This window comes from Grimontia sp. AD028 (assembly GCF_000973155.1).
Lineage (GTDB): Bacteria > Pseudomonadota > Gammaproteobacteria > Enterobacterales > Vibrionaceae > Enterovibrio > Enterovibrio indicus.
Map to the genome: position 1 here is coordinate 20293 of NZ_LASY01000092.1, position 18251 is coordinate 38543.

Here is an 18251-nt window from a genome sequence, read left to right on the forward strand (position 1 = left end):
TAAATGGCTAACAACCTCCGCCTGGCCAGTCAGGAATCACGCTATACGCTAGCTCAGCTTTTCCTGAGCGGGGGTATCGTTATCATCATCCTGTTACTGACTTTTGTGTGGTTTTACCGCTCGATCTATCAAGATACACAGGAAAAACTTTCCTACTTCCTGAGTACTGAAATCAGTAACCTCAGCGCCTCTGTGGATGACTGGTACCATCACCGCGAACGCGAGCTGGAAATCATTGCTACTGACAAACAGTTGCTCCAAGCACTGGATATAGGCGGAGTATTCAGCGAAGACGCACTCACCAATGCGGGGGAAGTCCAGAAAATCCTTGAGCTATACCGGGATTCTTTCTCTCTTGATGAAGTCACCCTGTTCTCACCCAGTGGAGAAATCCTTCTCGAGCTGGCTTATGAGTTTTCCGACACCGCGAAGAACGCTTACCCTGACATTGCCCGTATGGTCAGGCACCGTGATTTGTTTGTAACGCCGCCTCACATATCCAACGACATAAAATCTAACACTGAAGTTTTTATGGCCGTTGCTTTTTCTAATGGCACTAAAGACAGAGCGCCAGTTATCCTTTTCGCATCAAGGGAAAGCACTGACTTTGACAAACTGTTCTTCAGCAAGGAGATCATTCCGTCCCGTATTTCTTTTGCCGTCAACAATAACGGAGAGGTGATTGCGCCAGCAAAAAATTTGTCTTTGTTACCAACATCAATAGAGACGGCTAACAGACAGCGGAAGACACCATCTGACTTGCTTTACCGTTCGGACAAAGTTATCCGGGTCAACGCAGAAGGTTATCAAGGTCAGCTACCTAACCCGTCGATCGGCGCTTGGATGTGGCACGACAAGCTACCGATAGGGTTGGTGATAGAGTTTGATGCCAGTAACGCACTCAGCGCGGTGTCCTATACCCGTAATTACCTTTCCGTCGCTTTTCTGGTGGTCACAGCGGCATTCGTCCTTTTTCTTATTAAGCACGCCAACTCTTTGTTGGGGATTGGTTTTACCAAGCGATATCTGGAATCCATCTTAAAAAATTATGCCGATGGTGTGATCGTGTTTGATAGCCGCAGCAACGTGATGACCGTCAACCATCGCGCATCTACGCTGGTTGACTTGCCAAATGTCCCGGAAGGCGGTGCTCCTTTAAACACTCTATACACAGATATCAATGCACAACTGTTGGCCGCCATTAAACAGGTATATCAAAACGCACTGGACAACGAAGAGGCCAGCAAAATATTCCAGGGGGGAAGCGAAGATACATTGTTTCTCCAACTTATCGGAAATAAACAGCGAATCGGCGATCAGGACTACGTCGTGATGAACGTGCGGGACATTACCCAACGTACTCGTATGGAAGCAAAGCTCAGCCGCAGTAACGCACTCTATTCCGTGTTCAATTCCGTTCAGGATATGTACATGACCACGGGTAACTCCGAGCGCTCGTTCAAAAAAGCACTCGTGGTATTAGCTACCTTTACCGACAGCAAACTCGCGGCAATGTTGTCGGTCAAACAGGGCAAGCAAGAAGTGCTTTTCAAGCACCAGACCACTAATCTCCATCATGAATTCACAGGCCTGCCCATCCAACTGCTGCCTTATGCCGAATCCTCCATTCAGCTCAAGCGCACAGAATTTTCATCTCTTCATAAAGAGGTAATGAGTGAGAACAACGAGTTCTTTGAACACTATGCGTTACTGCCACTGGTAACCATGGGTGAAGAGGTCGGCGTTATTGTGCTGGCAGGCCGTGAAGAGCCCTACACGGAAGAGCTCATCAACTGGATTGCGCCTGTTGTAAAAAGCATCTGCAGCATGTTGTATTCCAACCGCCAAACCCAGCTTAACAAAGAAGTGAATGAAGCACTGGTCAAAGCCAAAGACGATGCTGAGCAAGCCAATGAAGCCAAATCAAACTTCCTGGCCATGATGAGCCATGAGATACGCACGCCGATTAACGGCATCATCGGGATGTCTGAAGTGCTTTCTCACACCCAACTTTCCTATGAGCAAAGGCATTACAACGACACGATTACGGTGTCGGCAAACGCTTTGCTGGACATCATCAATGACGTACTGGACCTGTCAAAGATTGAAGCGGGTAAGATGTCTTTGCGGGAGGAAACCTTCTGCGTCCACGAGCTGATTGGGAACGTTACGAATATCGTTGCGCCAAGGGTGAAAGACAATGTGAGTTTTACCACTTATACGGATCCTATTCTCCCAAGGTATATCACGTCTGATTTTTCCAAACTCAGGCAGATTTTGGTTAATTTGGCGGGTAACGCGGCAAAGTTCACCGACAGTGGTTACGTGGACGTGTCCATCACTCAAATACGTCGCCATGGTGCGGCTTGCGACATTGAGCTCAAGGTAACAGACACTGGCATCGGTATTGAGCAAAGCCAGCTCGATAAAGTTTTTGAAAACTTCTCCCAGATAGATAGCTCCAGCAAACGTCGTTATCAGGGAACGGGACTAGGCCTACCTATTTGCCGTAAATTTGCGGATCTTCTCGGCGGTGATATTCAGGCCGAAAGTGATATTGGGCAAGGCTCCACTTTCCGCGCCCGGTTTACCGTCAACATTCCTGACGAACCACGTGAACAGCTCTCTTCAGACGCAATCTCATTGAAAGGTGTGAACACGCTGCTAATTTCCCGAAGTGTTAGCCAAATCACCAATCTCCAGAAATACTTCAACATATTGGGATTAGCCGTCACCGTCGCCAGAGATGAAAATGCCGCATCTACAGCATTGCAATCAGGTGGTTTCAGCGTCACCTTGCTTGACCACACTGTCTCCCTAGAGAAATTGAAAACAATTCTGACGTCACAGAGCCACTCTCATACCGTTATCTATCTGGCCGACATACGCGGTGTATTGACGAAGAATACAGAAGCTATCTCAGCGGCTCTCACTTCACCGTTTAACATCGAAACCATTTATCACACCCTGACAACGGTTATCGCACTGGATGCCCAAGGCCTGACGCGTGAACAAATATTCCGCAAGATGACCCAACAGGAGAAAGCTGAGCGCAATGCCGGTACCAGCCTCTACGTGCAAGGGTTGTCTGTGCTCATCGCGGAAGATCACCCGGTCAATCAGGAGCTCATCAATACCGTTCTGACCAAACTTGGTTGTAAAACCACACTTGCTGACAATGGCTCCATTGCTTTTGAGCGCTTTATGTCCAACCGCTATGACATGATTTTTATGGATTGCCAAATGCCGGTGATGGACGGCTTCGAAGCCACGCGAAAAATTCGCCAATTGGAGTCTGAAAACCAATTACCGGAAGTGCCAATTATCGCTATGACGGCCAACGCCATGAGTGGCGATCGCGAGAAGTGTCTTGAAGCAGGCATGACCGAGTACATTGCCAAGCCCTTTAAACAACACGACTTAATTGTGCTGATGAACAGCTTCCTCCCTGAACCTGAGCCCGATTCGGAAAACATCGCCGTTGCTACCATCGCAGAACCTTCTCAGCCATCACAATCACCAGCTTCAACCGCTACGGAGCGGCAACCACAGCAAACAGAAGTCGAAAACGAAACACTCGATCCTTTCGATTTCTCGACACTCAAAGAGAGTACGGGGGATGACCCTGAGCTCATTGGCATGTTGGTGGATCGCTACCTTTCCACACAGCAAAGCGATATGAATGCGTTAGCCGAAGCTTGGGACAACGATCGCCTTGTCGATGTGAAGAAAATCGCTCACAAGATGAAAGGGGCAGCCTTGATGGTCGGTGCTGTCGATTTTTCTAGCGATTGCAAAGCAATGGAGCAATACAATTTTGACGGCAACCCACGACCCGACGAGTTGTATGAAAAAATCCAGAGAGGGTCTGTGTTGCTCTGTGAGCGGATGTCTGCCAGTAAGCCTTAGCGGCGGTTGATCTCTTGTTGCTGTGGTAGTAGAACATTTGCGATTGTGCAAGTGTAAAATGGTCGCTATTTGCATTCTTTTTATTAAGATTGCAAACCGAGCTCCACTATCTTAAGCGGCTACTGGTCAACATGGCTGGTTTTATTAAACTATTCAACAAATAAGAAAAACCGCCTAAAAGGCGGAAACCTATAATTATTATATATTTTAAAGAGATTACGCTATGCCGACAGTCATTCCTTTCCCTGCAGAGGGGGGTTCGCGATGTGAACCTCAAAACAGCCCCATGACCCAGATGATTCGCGAGGAGTTGAATCAACTCAGTTCTAATGAATATATGGTCAATTGCATCATGGAGCGCATGAAGCCTTTCATCGCCACGCTCGATTGTGACCTGAGTCTGGACATGGAAATCACAGAAGAAAATGAAGCTGGCGTCATGCAGATGATCCCGTCTATTCAGGATCTGCAAAGCCGCTTTGATGGCATCATCTCAGAGATTATCTCTGAGCGAATCCTGCATGAAATACACCTATTCCATCTCGAGCGCGCCACCCAAGTTTAAACTGGTGGCTACCTACATAGACAAAAAGCGGCTGTTCAGTCGCTTTCTTGTTGTGCCAGAATTATCCACACCTCCTGTCCAACTATTCCTCATATTGCGAAAATTAGGATTTTCGATTCTCAATTTGCAGCACCCGTTTTTGATGAGTCGGGAGAGCAAGCCGCAGATTTCTCAGTCATATCTAAAAGGTAATCAGCTCTGAAGGTAATCATTAGCCCCCGTAGATGCTGCACTTTCCTCCCAAAAGTCGCCATTACTTATATACTTATCATTAGTTCTTCTTTTTGAGTCGATGGCCTTGCAAGTTCAACTTTGTCTTGTTGGCGCGACAATTGCAGTTTCCTAGTCAAGGCGTAGCCCAACAAGGAGGCAACATGGGAGTAGCGGCTATCAACACAGGGTCTATCCACACGTTTCAGTCCCGTTCCGGTGCGCGGAAATTTCCACGCATTGAGTTTCCGGCACAAGTTGAAATCGATGGCGTCCTATATCCCACCAAGGAATGGAGCGTGGGTGGATTTTCTATTGATGATAACCTCTATCCTGGAAAGAAAGGCGATAAGCACCATGGGCACTTGTGCTTTGAGCTCCCTGTCGGACGCTTCTCAACCCCCATGCAATTTGAAGTGATGCGTGCCAGCGAAAGCGGTTATGCCATGGGTTGCCAGTTCTATTCGCTAAACTCCGGTCACCAGAAAACGCTGCAATCGATAGTCGATACCTACCTCACTGGTGAAACGATTTCACTGGAAAGTGTCACCTCTTACGGCGTTAAAGCGCAGCTGCACGAAGAAGAAGTGCAGCGCATGCAGCAAAACTGGTGGCGTTTCGCACTCGTTGCCTTAATTTCAGTCGCGATCATTACCGTTGCCGCCTTGATGGTGCAGTCCCGTATTCTCAACATCACCTCACAGCATGCTGCTGTAAGCCAACCCGTACTCTCCCAACGAAGCTATAACAACGGTGTATTAAACCTTTCAGATTTCAAACCCGGTCAACAAGTCAAAGAAGGCGACCTATTGTTTTCCGTTTTTACCGAGGAAGGCACGGACTTGCTCGCTAAAGACAAGCAAGAGTTGGACAAGGTCAATAGTCAGATTAACTACCTACAAACCGTGCTTCGTCAAAGTAGAGAGTCGGTAGCCCGCTACAACTCACAACTTTTCAAAGAACTTCAGTTACTCTCTGAGAAAAAGGATTTATTGACAGAAGAGCTCCAAACCCGGGAGAAAATCTTAAAGCTGTATGATAAGGGCTTCCGAAAAGGCAGTGTTGATTCCGTCACGCGCGAGTTGGAGCGTGTTGAAACTTTCGAAATCAAAAGGGATCTTCTTTCACTTGATGCCGAAATCGAAGCTATCGAAAGCCAATTAGATCAAATTTTGCTTGGTGTTCCACCCAAAGAAGCACAAATCAGTGGTAAATCCCCGTTTGAAGCGCAAAGTCAGCTCGACATATTGATCGCTGAGAAAGACAAGCTTCTTGAAGAAATCGAACGACTGAAAACCCGCGGGTTGGCCTATGCACCCTGCGATTGTTACATCGTTGCTATCAACGCCCGTGATGGCCAAATCGTACAAACGGGTACCGCTGTTTTTGAGCTGTCTCCATCACCCAGTCCAGACCGAGGTCAACGCTCGATTCTGGCATTGATGCCACTCGAAAAAGCAGAACTACTCAAAATCGGCATGGAGGTGGAGTACAAACTTGCCAGTAACGACACTAAGCAAATCGGCACGATTGAGCATGTGCAGTTCTACAGCGCCGCCAATGCGGATATCTATAACGAAGAAGGCGAATCATTGAGCGGCCTGCCAAAAACCTTACCAAGGCTTAATCAATATACGCTGATAAAAGTTGTGCCACAGCAAGGAGCCGAGACGACCATAGTGAATGAGCCCGCCACAGTTATTGCAACAGTGGGTTGGAAAGACGTCTTCAAACACTGGTTCAACCTATGAATGTCGAGCGCCTTTTCATCAAGAACTTCCATCGCCAGGATCCTCGGCATATCACTATCCTTTGGTGGCTGTTCTTTGCGACCCTGCTTCTGGGGCTTTGGGGGTTGTATATCATCCTGCCTGATGTCCCAGTTCAGGAAGAGGTAGTTTACACGCTTGGCTTTATTGGATTGTGGCGCTATGGCTGGAAATCCATTCACCTACTCCGTGGGCTCTATTACCAATATGTTCGTTACCCCGTGATTTCCAGCTTGGCGGAGATGACACATAAACCAAGCGAGATATTGGTGGTGATCCCCTGTTACCGCACCACACCAGAGATCAGTGCACCCGTCTTCAAAGCATTGATTGATGAGATTGGAAACTTTGGCGTTGCATGCCGCGCGGTTGCTTGTGTTACCGACGAAGCCGATATCGGTATCATTGAATCCCAGTTCGACAAGCTCAAACAACGGGTTCCTGTCACTCTGTTCATTATCGATCAGGACGGTACCGGCAAGCGTAACACCATGGCAGATGCACTGACTCTTCTGGCGGAAGACCGCCCCGTTTCCAAAGACAGCGTATTGATCCTTATGGATGGGGATACTGTGGTCCCTGAAGGTATGTTGGCAAAAGTCTCAGGGTTTCTGATGCGCTATCACGATCTTGGCGCGGTGACGACGCACAATAAACCCATCGTGAAAGGCAGTTCCCTCACCCGACAATGGTATCGTCAGCGCATGGCACAACGCCATTTCTATATGAGCTCACTCAGCCTGACCTATCGTGTTTTGGTACTGACAGGCCGCTTTTCAGCATTTCGCGCCTCCATGGCGCTGTCTCCCGACTTTATCGAAAGCTTGCGCTATGACCACGTTAAACACTGGCGTTACGGCAAAATCCGTATGTTAACCGGGGACGATAAAAGCACCTGGTTTTATGTGCTCAAGGAGCGCTGGAAAATGCTCTACATTCCAGACATGGCGGTAACTTGCCTGGAAGATGCTCCTTCAGGCAGTTTCTTGGGCACCAGTATCTCACTGATGACCCGTTGGTACGGCAATATGCTCCGCAGTAATATCCGTGCTATCCAACTCGGTCCACGCAAAGCTGGCCTGTTTTTGTGGCTCTGTCTGTTAGATCAACGGATCAGCATGTGGACGACCCTGATTGGCCCATCACTGGCGATATTTGTTGCAGCACTCATTGGGCCCAAGGTTGTCATTGCCTACCTGTTCTGGGTGGCTGCTACGCGAAGTTTAAATGTGATGCTGATTTCAGTGCAGTCAGGGCAATTTCATCCCATCTTTGTGGTGTTACTATGGTATGAGCAAATGGTAGGTTCTCTGGTGAAGGTATACCTGTTCTTTCACCCGAACGTACAACGCTGGACACGACAAGGCATTGCCGGGAAAGTGGAAGACCACTCGATGTCTCAAGAGATCAAAAAGTGGCTTCCACATTTGGAAACCACCGCAGCATTTAGCGCACTACTGATTTTCGTGATGGTGCTTTACGGATGACAGCGATAAGCTTTAGCCAGAAAAGTTACCGATGTAGAAAAAGGTTTTGGCGCATACAGTAGAACAGTATCCGCTTCCAGCAGCATCGCTTTGTTACGCAATTCATTCACCGCACCCTGAGTCAGCACACCATCTTCAATCAGCCAATAGTCGTACCAATGCCCCTGAGAGCCGACAACGACGCCTTTATCTTCACAATGCAGCATTTCTAATGCATCACCCCACAAGACGGTGATTTTTTCGCTACCCGGATCCGGTGTGGCCACACACCCCGTCAACAGCATCGCCCCAAATAATGTTGCCCACTTATTCATTTTATCTTCATAGAGTTGGGTTGAAGGATTATACCCAAACGACCTAAAGATGCAGGATTCAGGTTGTTTGGGTATATGAGTATATCGGCAATCTGAGCGCTTAACGAGCCACTTCTTCCTCTTCAATGTCGCCTCATATGCATCAAAACACACTTGTTCTAATCGCAATCTCGCCCTAGAATAATACTGTACATATATACAGTATTATTATTTATGCTTGATAACATTCTCGCCCTGCATTCAGGGATCTGGACGGCGAACCGTCTCTATCAACCCAAAGCGCACTGCCGCCCCAGCGGCCACACTGTGCTTGATGAAAAGCTGGATGGCGGCTGGCCGGAATCCGGCGTGGTTGAACTGCAACTGCCCTGCTTTGGCATTGGTGAATTACGCCTGATCCTGCCAGCAGTCGTGATGGCTTTGAAAGACAGTGAACTGACCGTGTTCGCCGCGCCACCGGGAGAACTCAACCCCATTGCCCTGTGTCAGGCAGGATTGGATTTAGAAAAGGTGATCATTCTGGATGCGTCTGTTTCATCAAGCTTATGGTGCGTTGAGCAAGCCTTGAAAAGTGGTTGCTGTCGCTCTGCCGTACTCTGGGGGGAAGCACTTTCCGTGACTCAGGCCAGACGCCTTCAACTCGCTGCGACCGAAAATGACTGCCTGCTGTTTATGATCACCCACCAAAAAAGTGTTCAGGGTTTGCCGGTAAGCTGCCGCCTGTCTGCCATCCCTGATGAAGGAGGATTGAAGGTGACTGTGATTAAACGCCGTGGCCTACCTGTTCAACCTTTTCATGTGCCATTAGCGCCTGTTTTTCATACCTTCTCACTGGCCGAACAAGCAGAGCCGCATGAAACCATCACACTGTCATCTCTCCAGTTGGCAGACACCTCTAACGTGGTGCCATTGTTCCGATGATCCTCTGGTTGTATCTGCATTTCCCCGCCTTGCTGCTCGACACCCTTATCCGCGATAACAGGGTGGAAACACCGCTGATTGTGCTTTCCCGCACGACAGGTCATGTTTATCAAGCCAACGCACAAGCACGGGAATATGGCATTGTAACGGGTAACGACCTTGGTACCGCCAGTGCGCTGTGTCATGGCTTAGACGTCGCTGACTATGATGAACAGGCCGAAACCGACCGTCTATTGCAGCTGGCTTCCCTGCTGTATCAGGTCAACGCAGACATCATCCCTTACGCACCGGACGGGCTTTTGATGAAAGTCACTCCGATGCTCAAGCTTTATGGCTCACTGGATAACTACTGGCAATCACTGCTGCCTGTCCTCAGTGGCGAGCAGGTGCAATATCACTTCGCGCTTAGCCCTTATCCAGAGGCGGCACGCTGGCTTGCAAGCGCAAAGGCAGACTGTGGTTACCTGACACCGGAAATGACAGAACAGGCACTCGCTGCGCTTGCTGTGCGAGAACTGGGATTCACAGAGAAACATGTTATTCAGCTGGAACGCATGGGAATCCGACACGCCAAGCAATTGCTGGCGTTACCGGTAGATTCACTCGGTCAGCGTTTCGGTAAACCGCTGACAGCCCACCTACGTTCCCTAACCCAGAAAAGCCTGGCCTTGCCTGCGAGCTTCACACCGCCCGAGCACTTCTACCAGTCACTGGAGCTTTTGCATGACATTTCCAATAGCCAGACGCTTTGCTTTCCACTTCAGCGCATGCTCAAAGAAATGGAGAAGTTCCTGCACGTTAGGGAGGCGGTCACGCCCGCCATTACCATCGTGCTGACACAGCGAGAGCAAGATGACAAAATCTTGGAGATCACTGCAGCAACGCCGGAATCTGCCACCAGCCGCTGGATGCCGCTGCTCCAGCTTCATCTGGAAAAGCTTAAGCTGGATGCCCCTGTCACCCACCTTCGACTGGAAGCCAATACTCTGCTGCCAAGGCAATCCCCCACTCAGGATTTGTTCGCAGGTAAACGTGGACAACTCACACCGGGGGAACTGATCAGCCTGATACAGGCGAAAGCAGGGAAAAATGGGGTTTACAGCCTGTCATTGGAGAATGACCACCGCCCAGAGCGGGCCTTCAAACGCCAATTGCCGTTGCAGAAAAGTACGCAGATCTTACCTCCCTTCCTGCCGACACGCCCTGCTCTGCTTCATGTGTCTCCCCGCCCTCTGCTGTCTCGCCCTGACACACTCACAGGTCCAGAACGCGTCAGTGGTGGTTGGTGGGATAAATCGCCCATCCAGCGCGATTACTTTGTCGCCCGTAATAAACGGGGACAACTTTGCTGGGTATTTCGAACTGCACAAGGTGAGTGGTTCGAGCATGGCCTTTTTTGTTGATCCGCTGTTTGAGATCGCTGCCTATGACAACACCTCCGACTATTCGCCCACAGCCTTTTTCAGAACTGCACTGTAAAACCAATTACAGCTTCCTGACCGGCGCTTCCCACCCGGAAGAACTGGTTGTTCGCGCTGCTACTTTGGGATACAACGCACTCGCCATTACTGATGAATGCTCGCTTGCTGGCGTAGTACGTGCTCACACCGCAAATCGCGACCAGAACCTTGGACTCAAGCTGATCATTGGTTCAGAAATCACCTTCCAGGATGAAAAACTGGTGCTGCTTTGCCCCAGCCGACAAGCCTATGGCGAGCTGGCCCGCCTTATTACCCAAGCCAGAATGCGCAGTGAAAAGGGGCATTATCAGGTATTCAGTGATGATTTCAGCCACATCACCCAGTGTCTCTGCATCTGGCTACCGACACTCAAACATGAAGAAAAAAACAAACCCGAGGATTTTCAGCACTGGTTGAAGAACACGTTTGAAGAAAGACTGTGGATCGGCGTTGAGCGTCTGCTGCTGCCCAATGAATCCACGTATCTGGCCATGGTGGAATCGTTGGCAAAAGCGCACGACCTGCCAATTGTCTGCACCAATGATGTACTGATGCATCACCCCCGCCGCCAGCCTTTACTCGATGTCATCACGGCGATTCGGCTCGGCAAACCTTTACAACAATGCGGCTTCGATTTGCCAAGAAATAGCGAACAGGCACTCAAACCTGTTGAGAAACTGGAAAAGCTCTATCCCGAGCGCTGGCGAAAAGAAACCCAGCGCATTGCGGCGAAATGTACCTTCTGTCTCAGTGAGCTTCGCTATGAATATCCCGCAGAGCTGGTACCAGATGGCTTCACCGCCAGCAGTTACTTGCGACACTTGGTGGAAGAAGGCATTGGCAAACGCTTCCCGAACGGGATTAAGCCAGAGATCCGCGCAACCATTGATAAAGAGCTGGGGCTGATTGCCGAACAGCAGTACGAGTATTTTTTCCTCACCATTTACGACATTGTTCAGCACGCGAAATCACAAGGCATTTTGTATCAGGGACGCGGCTCTGCGGCAAACTCTGTGGTGTGCTATTGCCTTGAGATCACCGCGGTTAACCCAGAGAAAATCAATGTCTTGTTCGAGCGCTTTATCTCGAAAGAACGTAACGAGCCACCAGACATTGATGTCGACTTCGAGCACGAACGGCGCGAAGAAATCTTCCGCTACATCTACCAGAAGTACGGCCGTCAGCGTGCTGCCATTGCTGCAACAGTAATTACCTATCGCTTTAAAAGCGCGTTCCGCGATGTGGGCAAAGCGCTAGGGCTTAATGAAACCCAGCTGGATTACTACATCAAAAACCTCAACCACCGTGACAAAGGGCTGGATAAAGGTGAACAGCTTGAAGCACTGGGTTTGGACACCCAATCACACCTTGGGCGCTGGTTGCTGGAATTGGTTGAAGAAATCCGCGGCTTTCCACGCCATCTCAGTCAACATGTCGGCGGTTTTATTATTTCCGCAGGTCCGTTGTACGAACTGGTGCCGGTCGAAAATGCCGCCATGGCCGAACGCAGCGTGATCCAATGGGATAAAGATGATTTGGAATCCCTTGGACTATTAAAAGTGGACATCCTCGCGCTCGGCATGTTGAGCGCGATCCGCAAGGTCTTTGCCATTATCGACAAGCAACACCAACGCAGTTTGTCGATTGCTGACATCATTGCCATGGGTGACGATCCCATTGTCTATCAACAACTCCAGAAGGCCGATTCTGTCGGTGTGTTTCAGGTCGAATCACGCGCCCAGATGAGCATGTTGCCGAGACTGCGCCCGAACTGCTATTACGATTTGGTGATTCAGATTGCGATTGTGCGTCCCGGTCCGATACAGGGCGATATGGTGCACCCCTACCTGAAAAGACGCTGGGGTGAGGAAGACATCACCTACCCTTCGAAAGAAGTCAAGTCGGTGTTGTCACGCACCATGGGCGTGCCGATTTTTCAGGAACAGGTGATCCAACTTGCTATGGTCGCCGCCGGATTCAGTGGCGGTGAAGCCGACCAACTTCGTCGCGCCATGGCAGCATGGAAGCGCAGCGGTAAGCTCGCTCCTTTTCGCGAAAAGCTGATTAACGGTATGCAGGAGCGCGGTTATAACATTGAGTTTGCCGAACAGATCTTCCGACAGATCCAAGGCTTCGGTGAATACGGTTTTCCGGAATCACACAGCGCTTCGTTTGCGGTATTGGCTTACACCTCCTCCTGGTTAAAACACTATTACCCGGTCGCCTTTTACTGCTCGCTGCTCAATAGTCAGCCTATGGGTTTCTATAGCCCTTCGCAGCTGTTGCAGGACGCATCCCGTCATCAGGTGCAAATCCTTCCTGTCTGCGTAAACCGCAGCCAGTGGGATCACCAACAAGTGATTGTCCAAGGTCAGCCTGCGCTGCAACTTGGCTTGCGGATTGTGAAAGGCTTATCCGATCTTGGCGCGGAGAAGCTGCTGCGATGTCGTCCCTACAATGGATTCCAACATCTCAACGAAATAAGACAATGTGGATTGAGCCGGGGCGATCTGGAAGCGCTCGCCAGTGCCAATGCCACCAAGGTGCTGGCAGATAACCGCTTTTCCGCCCGATGGCAGATGATGGATGACAGCCACGCTCTGCCGCTGTTTTCAAACACACAACCGGACAGCTCGGATGCCAATGCGATTGCCGCCCCTTCTGCGGTAGAAGACTTGATTGAGGATTATGCTGCCACAGGTCTTACGCTCGGCAAGCACCCTATCGCCCTGCTGGATGAAAACGGCAAACTGGGCAAACATCGGTTAGCCAGTGAGCTCAATACTATCCGTTCAGGCTCAGCGGTCACTGTTGCTGGTGTAGTCACTGGCAGACAACGCCCAGGGACAGCCAGTGGCGTAACCTTTGTGACCTTGGAAGACCATACTGGCAACATCAATGTGGTGGTGTGGCTCGCCACTGCACGGGCACAGAACACACCGTTTGTGTCGGCAAAGATATTAAAAGTGAAAGGAATATTAGAGCGCGAAGGCGATGTGGTGCATGTGGTGGCTGGACGATTGATTGATATGACTCACACCCTCGACCAGCTACTTGTCCATTCACGGGACTTTCACTGATCGCGGAGTAAATGATTATGAGAAGACTTCTTCTACATCAACCACTTTTGATCGGTTGACCGTGATTTTCCAACGCTGAATAGTAAAGCTCCCATCCTGGTTTTTCTGCTTGGAAACCAGATTAAACTGGTGACGCTTGTCGATAGATTCACGCGTCACCTGACCATCACTCAGCGCGTAATAACGCTGCTTACCACGCGCCATCAGGCGGGAAAATGGACGGAAATCGAGTCGCCATACTTCCCGTGTCATGTCGTAGCCGCTAAGGAACTTGGTGGTCGACATCTGGGTTACCATTTTGATCTTCACTACCGATTCTTCACGCTGACGTAATTTGCCTTTGCGCATCTTGCGCACATCATCAGGAATTTTGTCGAACGGGATGTAATCCAACCACTCCAGCTGATTGCCGATACGCTGACCGGAAGTCGGGTCAGTGAACATCTTGCGCCACTTAGGACGCCCTTTACGAATAAAGCGCCAAAGCACATCACGCAGGTCGTCTTTGAAAATCTCACGCATGGCATATAGCCCCGCCATGGCCAGCGCGAAAGACAGAGTAATTTCACCCAAGAAGTTACGCATGCGGATAATCGCAAAGGTAACAAAAATCATCACCAGGCCTGCTGCTGCACCTTTTGCCAGTTTGTTGAGGTTCTGCCCCAACACCACATCGTTCTGGCGAATCGTGACCGGATATTCAATCAGACGACGGGCAAGGCGCATCTTGTTGACCATTCGCGTCGGGTCACTCTGCGCCTTGGATGAGTTGTAGTTTTGGTCGATACGATAAGCAGCTTCAGATTCGCAAAAAGCCAAAAGCTGCTCTTTGATCGGCTTGAACGCAGCGCTTCTTGGCATGTGCGCAACCAGCGAAAGAAAACGCTGCTCAGTCAACCAGGAAAGGTAGTTATCGACATTGTTGTAGTACTTGATGAGACTTTCATCTTTCGGCACATAACGGCGCAGACGACGGAGGATCTCAACCGCCATGTCGGTGATCACTTCCAATTGCTCCACGGCTTCTTCTTCTTCCACGTCTGTCACGGTATCGAAAAAGCGGTGTGTGGTTTTCTCCAGCGAAAGCGCATATTGATACGCGTACAAGCTCAAGCTCACACGATATTTGTCAGAAGGCAATTTATCCCGGCTGGCGAGTCGGGAGTGAACAAGCGGTAAATGGTGTTGCGAAGAAAAGTAGGTACGGGTGTTAGACAGTACCGTGTAGTAAAACTCATCTTCGCTGAGCACGCTCTTGGAGAAATTCAGCTCTCCAGGAACAAATAGGTAAAATTCGACGTCCTGTCTTTTTATCTCTTCGTTTATCAGCGCAATCCGTGCGGTTAACCCCTCATCTTTTTCTACAGAGATCAATTATGTACTCCAAAACATTCTCTTTTTACGGGTCTTTCCGCGAGCTAGGAAGGACACATAGTTTATACCGAAACATTCCGTGTGTGCATGCCTCCAATAGGCTTAATTTCATTGGGTGGATGTAAAAAGGCCAACACCGATTAGCTGTGCATTTTTTAACCAGTGCGCAAAGATCATTTCGCCACTTCGATAACTCGGGCTTGCGAGCGGATTAAACCCCGAGAGTTAACTGGGTTATCCACAGAAAAAGTGAATAAGTCTCAGTAGTCAGATCCTGACATCGCGTTAAACTGACTACGGTTTCAGTCGTTTAGGATAATCGAGAAACAGAACCTGTTTATCTGCCGTCGACCAGTTAGACCAACTTTGGCTGTATAGGGCAATCACCGCTACACCACACGTTGGGAGGTTATCTATTTCAAAGGGAATATGAGCGAGAAATTCATTGAAAGCCGGATTATGGCCAACCAACATGACGCTTTCATTATCGTCGTCAAACCGCTCTACAACCTTTACCAGCGTTTGCCAATCTTCTGTGTAAACCGTGTTTTTAATGACAACAGGTGGCGAATGAACAAACTGCTCTGCCATCAGTTGTGCCGTCGTCTTCGCGCGAAGTGCACTGCTGGAAACGATCAACTGGGGCTGCTTTAACCACGCCGCCAATCTGGCTCCCATTATAGGTGCGTTTCGCAGGCCACGAGGATTCAGCGGCCTGTTGTGATCATCAAGGGAAGGGTCATCCCAACTGGATTTTGCATGGCGGGTGAGAAAAAGTAACTTCACCCGTACCTACTTGCCCAACGCCTCACGCATGCGGGTTTGCACCACATCCACAAGAAGATCGGGTTGGAACTTGGACACGAAGCGGTTACACCCCACTTTCTCCACCATGGCTTCGTTGAAGCTGCCACTGAGTGAAGTGTTAAGCGCAATATAGAGATCGTGCATGCGACTGTCTGCGCGCACTTCTGACGTCAGCTTGTAGCCGTCCATTTCCGGCATTTCCGCGTCAGTGATCATTAACAGGATCTCGTTGCGCGGGTCTTTCCCTTCATCACACCAGGATTTAAGAAGATTCAGCGCCTGCTGGCCATTCTTCTTCTCAATGCACTCGATACCAAGCTGACCCAATGTTTCGGTGACTTGTTTGCGGGCAGTAGAAGAGTCGTCCACCACCAGCACTTTCTGGCCCACTAGATGGTTAGAGAGATCATCATCCAACACACCATCGGAAATGCCGATGTCATAGGAGATAATTTCCGCCAGTACTTTTTCGACATCGATAATCTCAACCAGCTTTTGTTCGTTTTCATGGTCGAGCTTGGTGATCGCCGTAAGGTAATTGGAACGCCCCGTGCTTGGCGGCTCCATAATTTCGTCCCAGCCCATATTCTTGATATACACCACCTTGCCGACTAAAAAAGCCTGCACGGAGCGGTTGTACTCCGTCACAATAAGATTGCTTTCTTCATCTTTGCTGAGCGGACGCAAACCAATTGACTGACGCATATCGATTACAGGGATGGAGTGACCTCGAATGGTCGCAACACCGCTAATTTTGGGATGAGAACCGGGCATTTGGTTAAGGCGGGGGACTTTCAACACTTCTCTGACTTTAAAAACGTTGATAGCGAAAAGTTGGCGTGTTCCTAGCTGGAATATCAACAATTCCAGTCGGTTTTCACCCACTAGGTTGGTACGGGAGTCTACAGAATCTAAAATGCTTGTCATGGGTTACTAACCGCTCTCAGATCACATCACTGTGATTTCTCATTGTCTTATCGCTGTCAGCCAGTAAAACACATAATGAGAAGGTGCTCACTTCGTCTTTACTATTTAGCGCGTTACATCTTAATAATAGAAAAACTCCTTGAATAAAGCGAAATTACCCCACCTCTACTTACATTTTTATCATTGGGCTGCAAATGCCTTCTCTCACAGAGAGTTAGCAAGATTCTGATCACGCTGGAAATTCACGAAAAGTTACTGGATAAGTGTCATAAATCGGCCCATCATAGGTGTGACAAGGATGAGGAAAAGCTACAATCAAGAGAGATATTGTGGCGTTGCTGGAAGCAATGCATCATTTTTCTTGTTTACTCATTCTGGCTAAAAACAGGCGCTATATGAAAAGCAAAGCCAATGAATCGCAGGGTATGTTGTTATTCCGACTCTCTGCCACACAGACTTTTGCCCTTGGCACTTTGAAGGTCAGAGAGATTGTACCTTTCTGCCCGCTCACTGCACTTCCTGGCTCTCATCCTACTGTCATTGGTACCGCGAATATCCGTGGTATCACTACACCAGTTATCGATATGGCGAAAGCGATTGGTTATCAACCTGTCGATAAGGAAGAGTACAAAAACTGTTTTATCATCATCACCGACTGCCAACGTCGTGTGGTGGGTTTTTTGGTGCGTGGCATCGAGAAAATTAGTGAATGTGATTGGCGCAATATTACTCCGCCTCCAGAAACCCTGGGTACACGCGCATTTCTGACAGGTGTGATGAACGTTGACGAAAAGCTGGTGCAACTGCTGGATGTTGAACTGGTGATGTCGAAAATCTTCCCCATGCCGGAAGACAAGCTTCATCCTATCCTCGCCGATGTGGATCGCGAGAAACTCAAACCTATGCACATCCTCTTGGTTGATGACAGCAGTCTGGCAAGGCGTCAGCTTTCAGAAGCGCTCGACAGCATCAATATTCCCTATGTGGTTAGCACCAACGGGATTGATGCACTTGAGAAGCTGAAAAACTCAGCCAGAGAAGGCCGACCGTTTGATATCGTCGTGAGTGATATCGAAATGCCAGGCATTGACGGTTATGAATTGGCCTTTGAGATCCGAAGCAACGAGCCGCTCTCCGAAGCGTATCTGATCCTACACACCTCGCTTTCCAGTGAAATCAGTGTTGACCGCGCCCATCAGGTAGGGGCTCACGAAGCGCTGACCAAGTTTGATGCCACAGAGCTGGTGAATGCCATGCTTCGCGGCGCTCATCTTAAACTGGAAGGAGAACATGTCCGCCTTGAAGGGGCAGTTGAGTAATTTACTTTCACTTTCGTGAAAGGCACGCTTCCACGCGTGCCTTTTTCTTTTCTATCAACATGCTATATGGTTAATTTGCATACGATTCGTGTGCCGCGAATATTCTGCG

12 protein-coding genes are annotated in these 18251 nt (G+C 49.3%); 8 read left to right on the forward strand and 4 right to left on the reverse strand.

The features are described from left to right. Nucleotides 1-3: 3 nt before the first annotated feature. The 4 genes from RN22_RS18845 to RN22_RS18860 all read left to right on the forward strand — a co-directional run bounded on the left by RN22_RS18845 (nucleotide 4) and on the right by RN22_RS18860 (nucleotide 7940). Nucleotides 4-3909 carry a hybrid sensor histidine kinase/response regulator gene (locus RN22_RS18845; protein WP_046306674.1) on the forward strand — a complete coding sequence of 1302 codons (3906 nt, stop codon included), beginning with the start codon at nucleotides 4-6 and terminating at the stop codon, nucleotides 3907-3909. Nucleotides 3910-4132: 223 nt separating this feature from the next. Continuing rightward, a complete protein-coding gene (locus tag RN22_RS18850; protein WP_046306675.1) occupies nucleotides 4133-4474 on the forward strand; it encodes a hypothetical protein in 342 nt (113 codons plus the stop codon). 374 nt (nucleotides 4475-4848) lie between these two features. Beyond that, nucleotides 4849-6435, forward strand: a complete 1587-nt coding sequence (locus RN22_RS18855) for an HlyD family efflux transporter periplasmic adaptor subunit (RefSeq protein WP_046306676.1) — start codon at nucleotides 4849-4851, stop codon at nucleotides 6433-6435. Continuing rightward, nucleotides 6432-7940, forward strand: coding sequence for a glycosyltransferase (locus tag RN22_RS18860; protein WP_046306678.1), 1509 nt, complete (start codon nucleotides 6432-6434; stop codon nucleotides 7938-7940). Before RN22_RS18855 ends, RN22_RS18860 begins: the two co-directional genes overlap by 4 nt. Here RN22_RS18860 and RN22_RS18865 read toward each other — a convergent pair. Continuing rightward, nucleotides 7931-8254: a DUF4156 domain-containing protein gene (locus RN22_RS18865; protein WP_002536794.1), complete on the reverse strand. Its 324-nt coding sequence runs from the start codon at nucleotides 8252-8254 to the stop codon at nucleotides 7931-7933. The genes RN22_RS18860 and RN22_RS18865 overlap by 10 nt on opposite strands. Nucleotides 8255-8467: 213 nt before the next feature. On the opposite strand from RN22_RS18865, the gene imuA reads away from it, so the two are divergent. Genes imuA through RN22_RS18880 form a run of 3 tightly spaced genes read left to right on the forward strand, consistent with a single transcriptional unit; the run spans nucleotide 8468 to nucleotide 13715 of the window. Next, nucleotides 8468-9175 carry a translesion DNA synthesis-associated protein ImuA gene (gene imuA / locus RN22_RS18870; RefSeq protein ID WP_046306680.1) on the forward strand — a complete coding sequence of 236 codons (708 nt, stop codon included), beginning with the start codon at nucleotides 8468-8470 and terminating at the stop codon, nucleotides 9173-9175. Next, entirely contained in the window at nucleotides 9172-10578 is a 1407-nt protein-coding gene (locus tag RN22_RS18875; RefSeq protein WP_046306682.1) for a DNA polymerase Y family protein, read from the forward strand. The genes imuA and RN22_RS18875 overlap by 4 nt, the downstream gene beginning before the upstream one ends. Before the next feature lie 23 nt (nucleotides 10579-10601). Further along, entirely contained in the window at nucleotides 10602-13715 is a 3114-nt protein-coding gene (locus RN22_RS18880; protein ID WP_046306684.1) for an error-prone DNA polymerase, read from the forward strand. A gap of 15 nt (nucleotides 13716-13730) precedes the next feature. Here RN22_RS18880 and RN22_RS18885 read toward each other — a convergent pair whose 3' ends face one another. The 3 genes from RN22_RS18885 to RN22_RS18895 form a co-directional block, all read right to left on the reverse strand. Beyond that, nucleotides 13731-15089: a hypothetical protein gene (locus RN22_RS18885; protein ID WP_046306686.1), complete on the reverse strand. Its 1359-nt coding sequence runs from the start codon at nucleotides 15087-15089 to the stop codon at nucleotides 13731-13733. Between the two features lie 294 nt (nucleotides 15090-15383). Beyond that, nucleotides 15384-15875: a histidine phosphatase family protein gene (locus tag RN22_RS18890; RefSeq protein WP_046306688.1), complete on the reverse strand. Its 492-nt coding sequence runs from the start codon at nucleotides 15873-15875 to the stop codon at nucleotides 15384-15386. A 6-nt stretch (nucleotides 15876-15881) separates the two neighbouring features. Further along, nucleotides 15882-16823 (reverse strand): chemotaxis protein CheV, encoded by a 942-nt coding sequence (locus RN22_RS18895; protein WP_002536786.1) that lies wholly within the window; start codon nucleotides 16821-16823, stop codon nucleotides 15882-15884. A gap of 395 nt (nucleotides 16824-17218) precedes the next feature. Here RN22_RS18895 and RN22_RS18900 point away from each other — a divergent pair, with 395 nt between their 5' ends. Further along, nucleotides 17219-18142 carry a chemotaxis protein gene (locus tag RN22_RS18900; RefSeq protein WP_039849665.1) on the forward strand — a complete coding sequence of 308 codons (924 nt, stop codon included), beginning with the start codon at nucleotides 17219-17221 and terminating at the stop codon, nucleotides 18140-18142. Nucleotides 18143-18251: the final 109 nt, after the last annotated feature.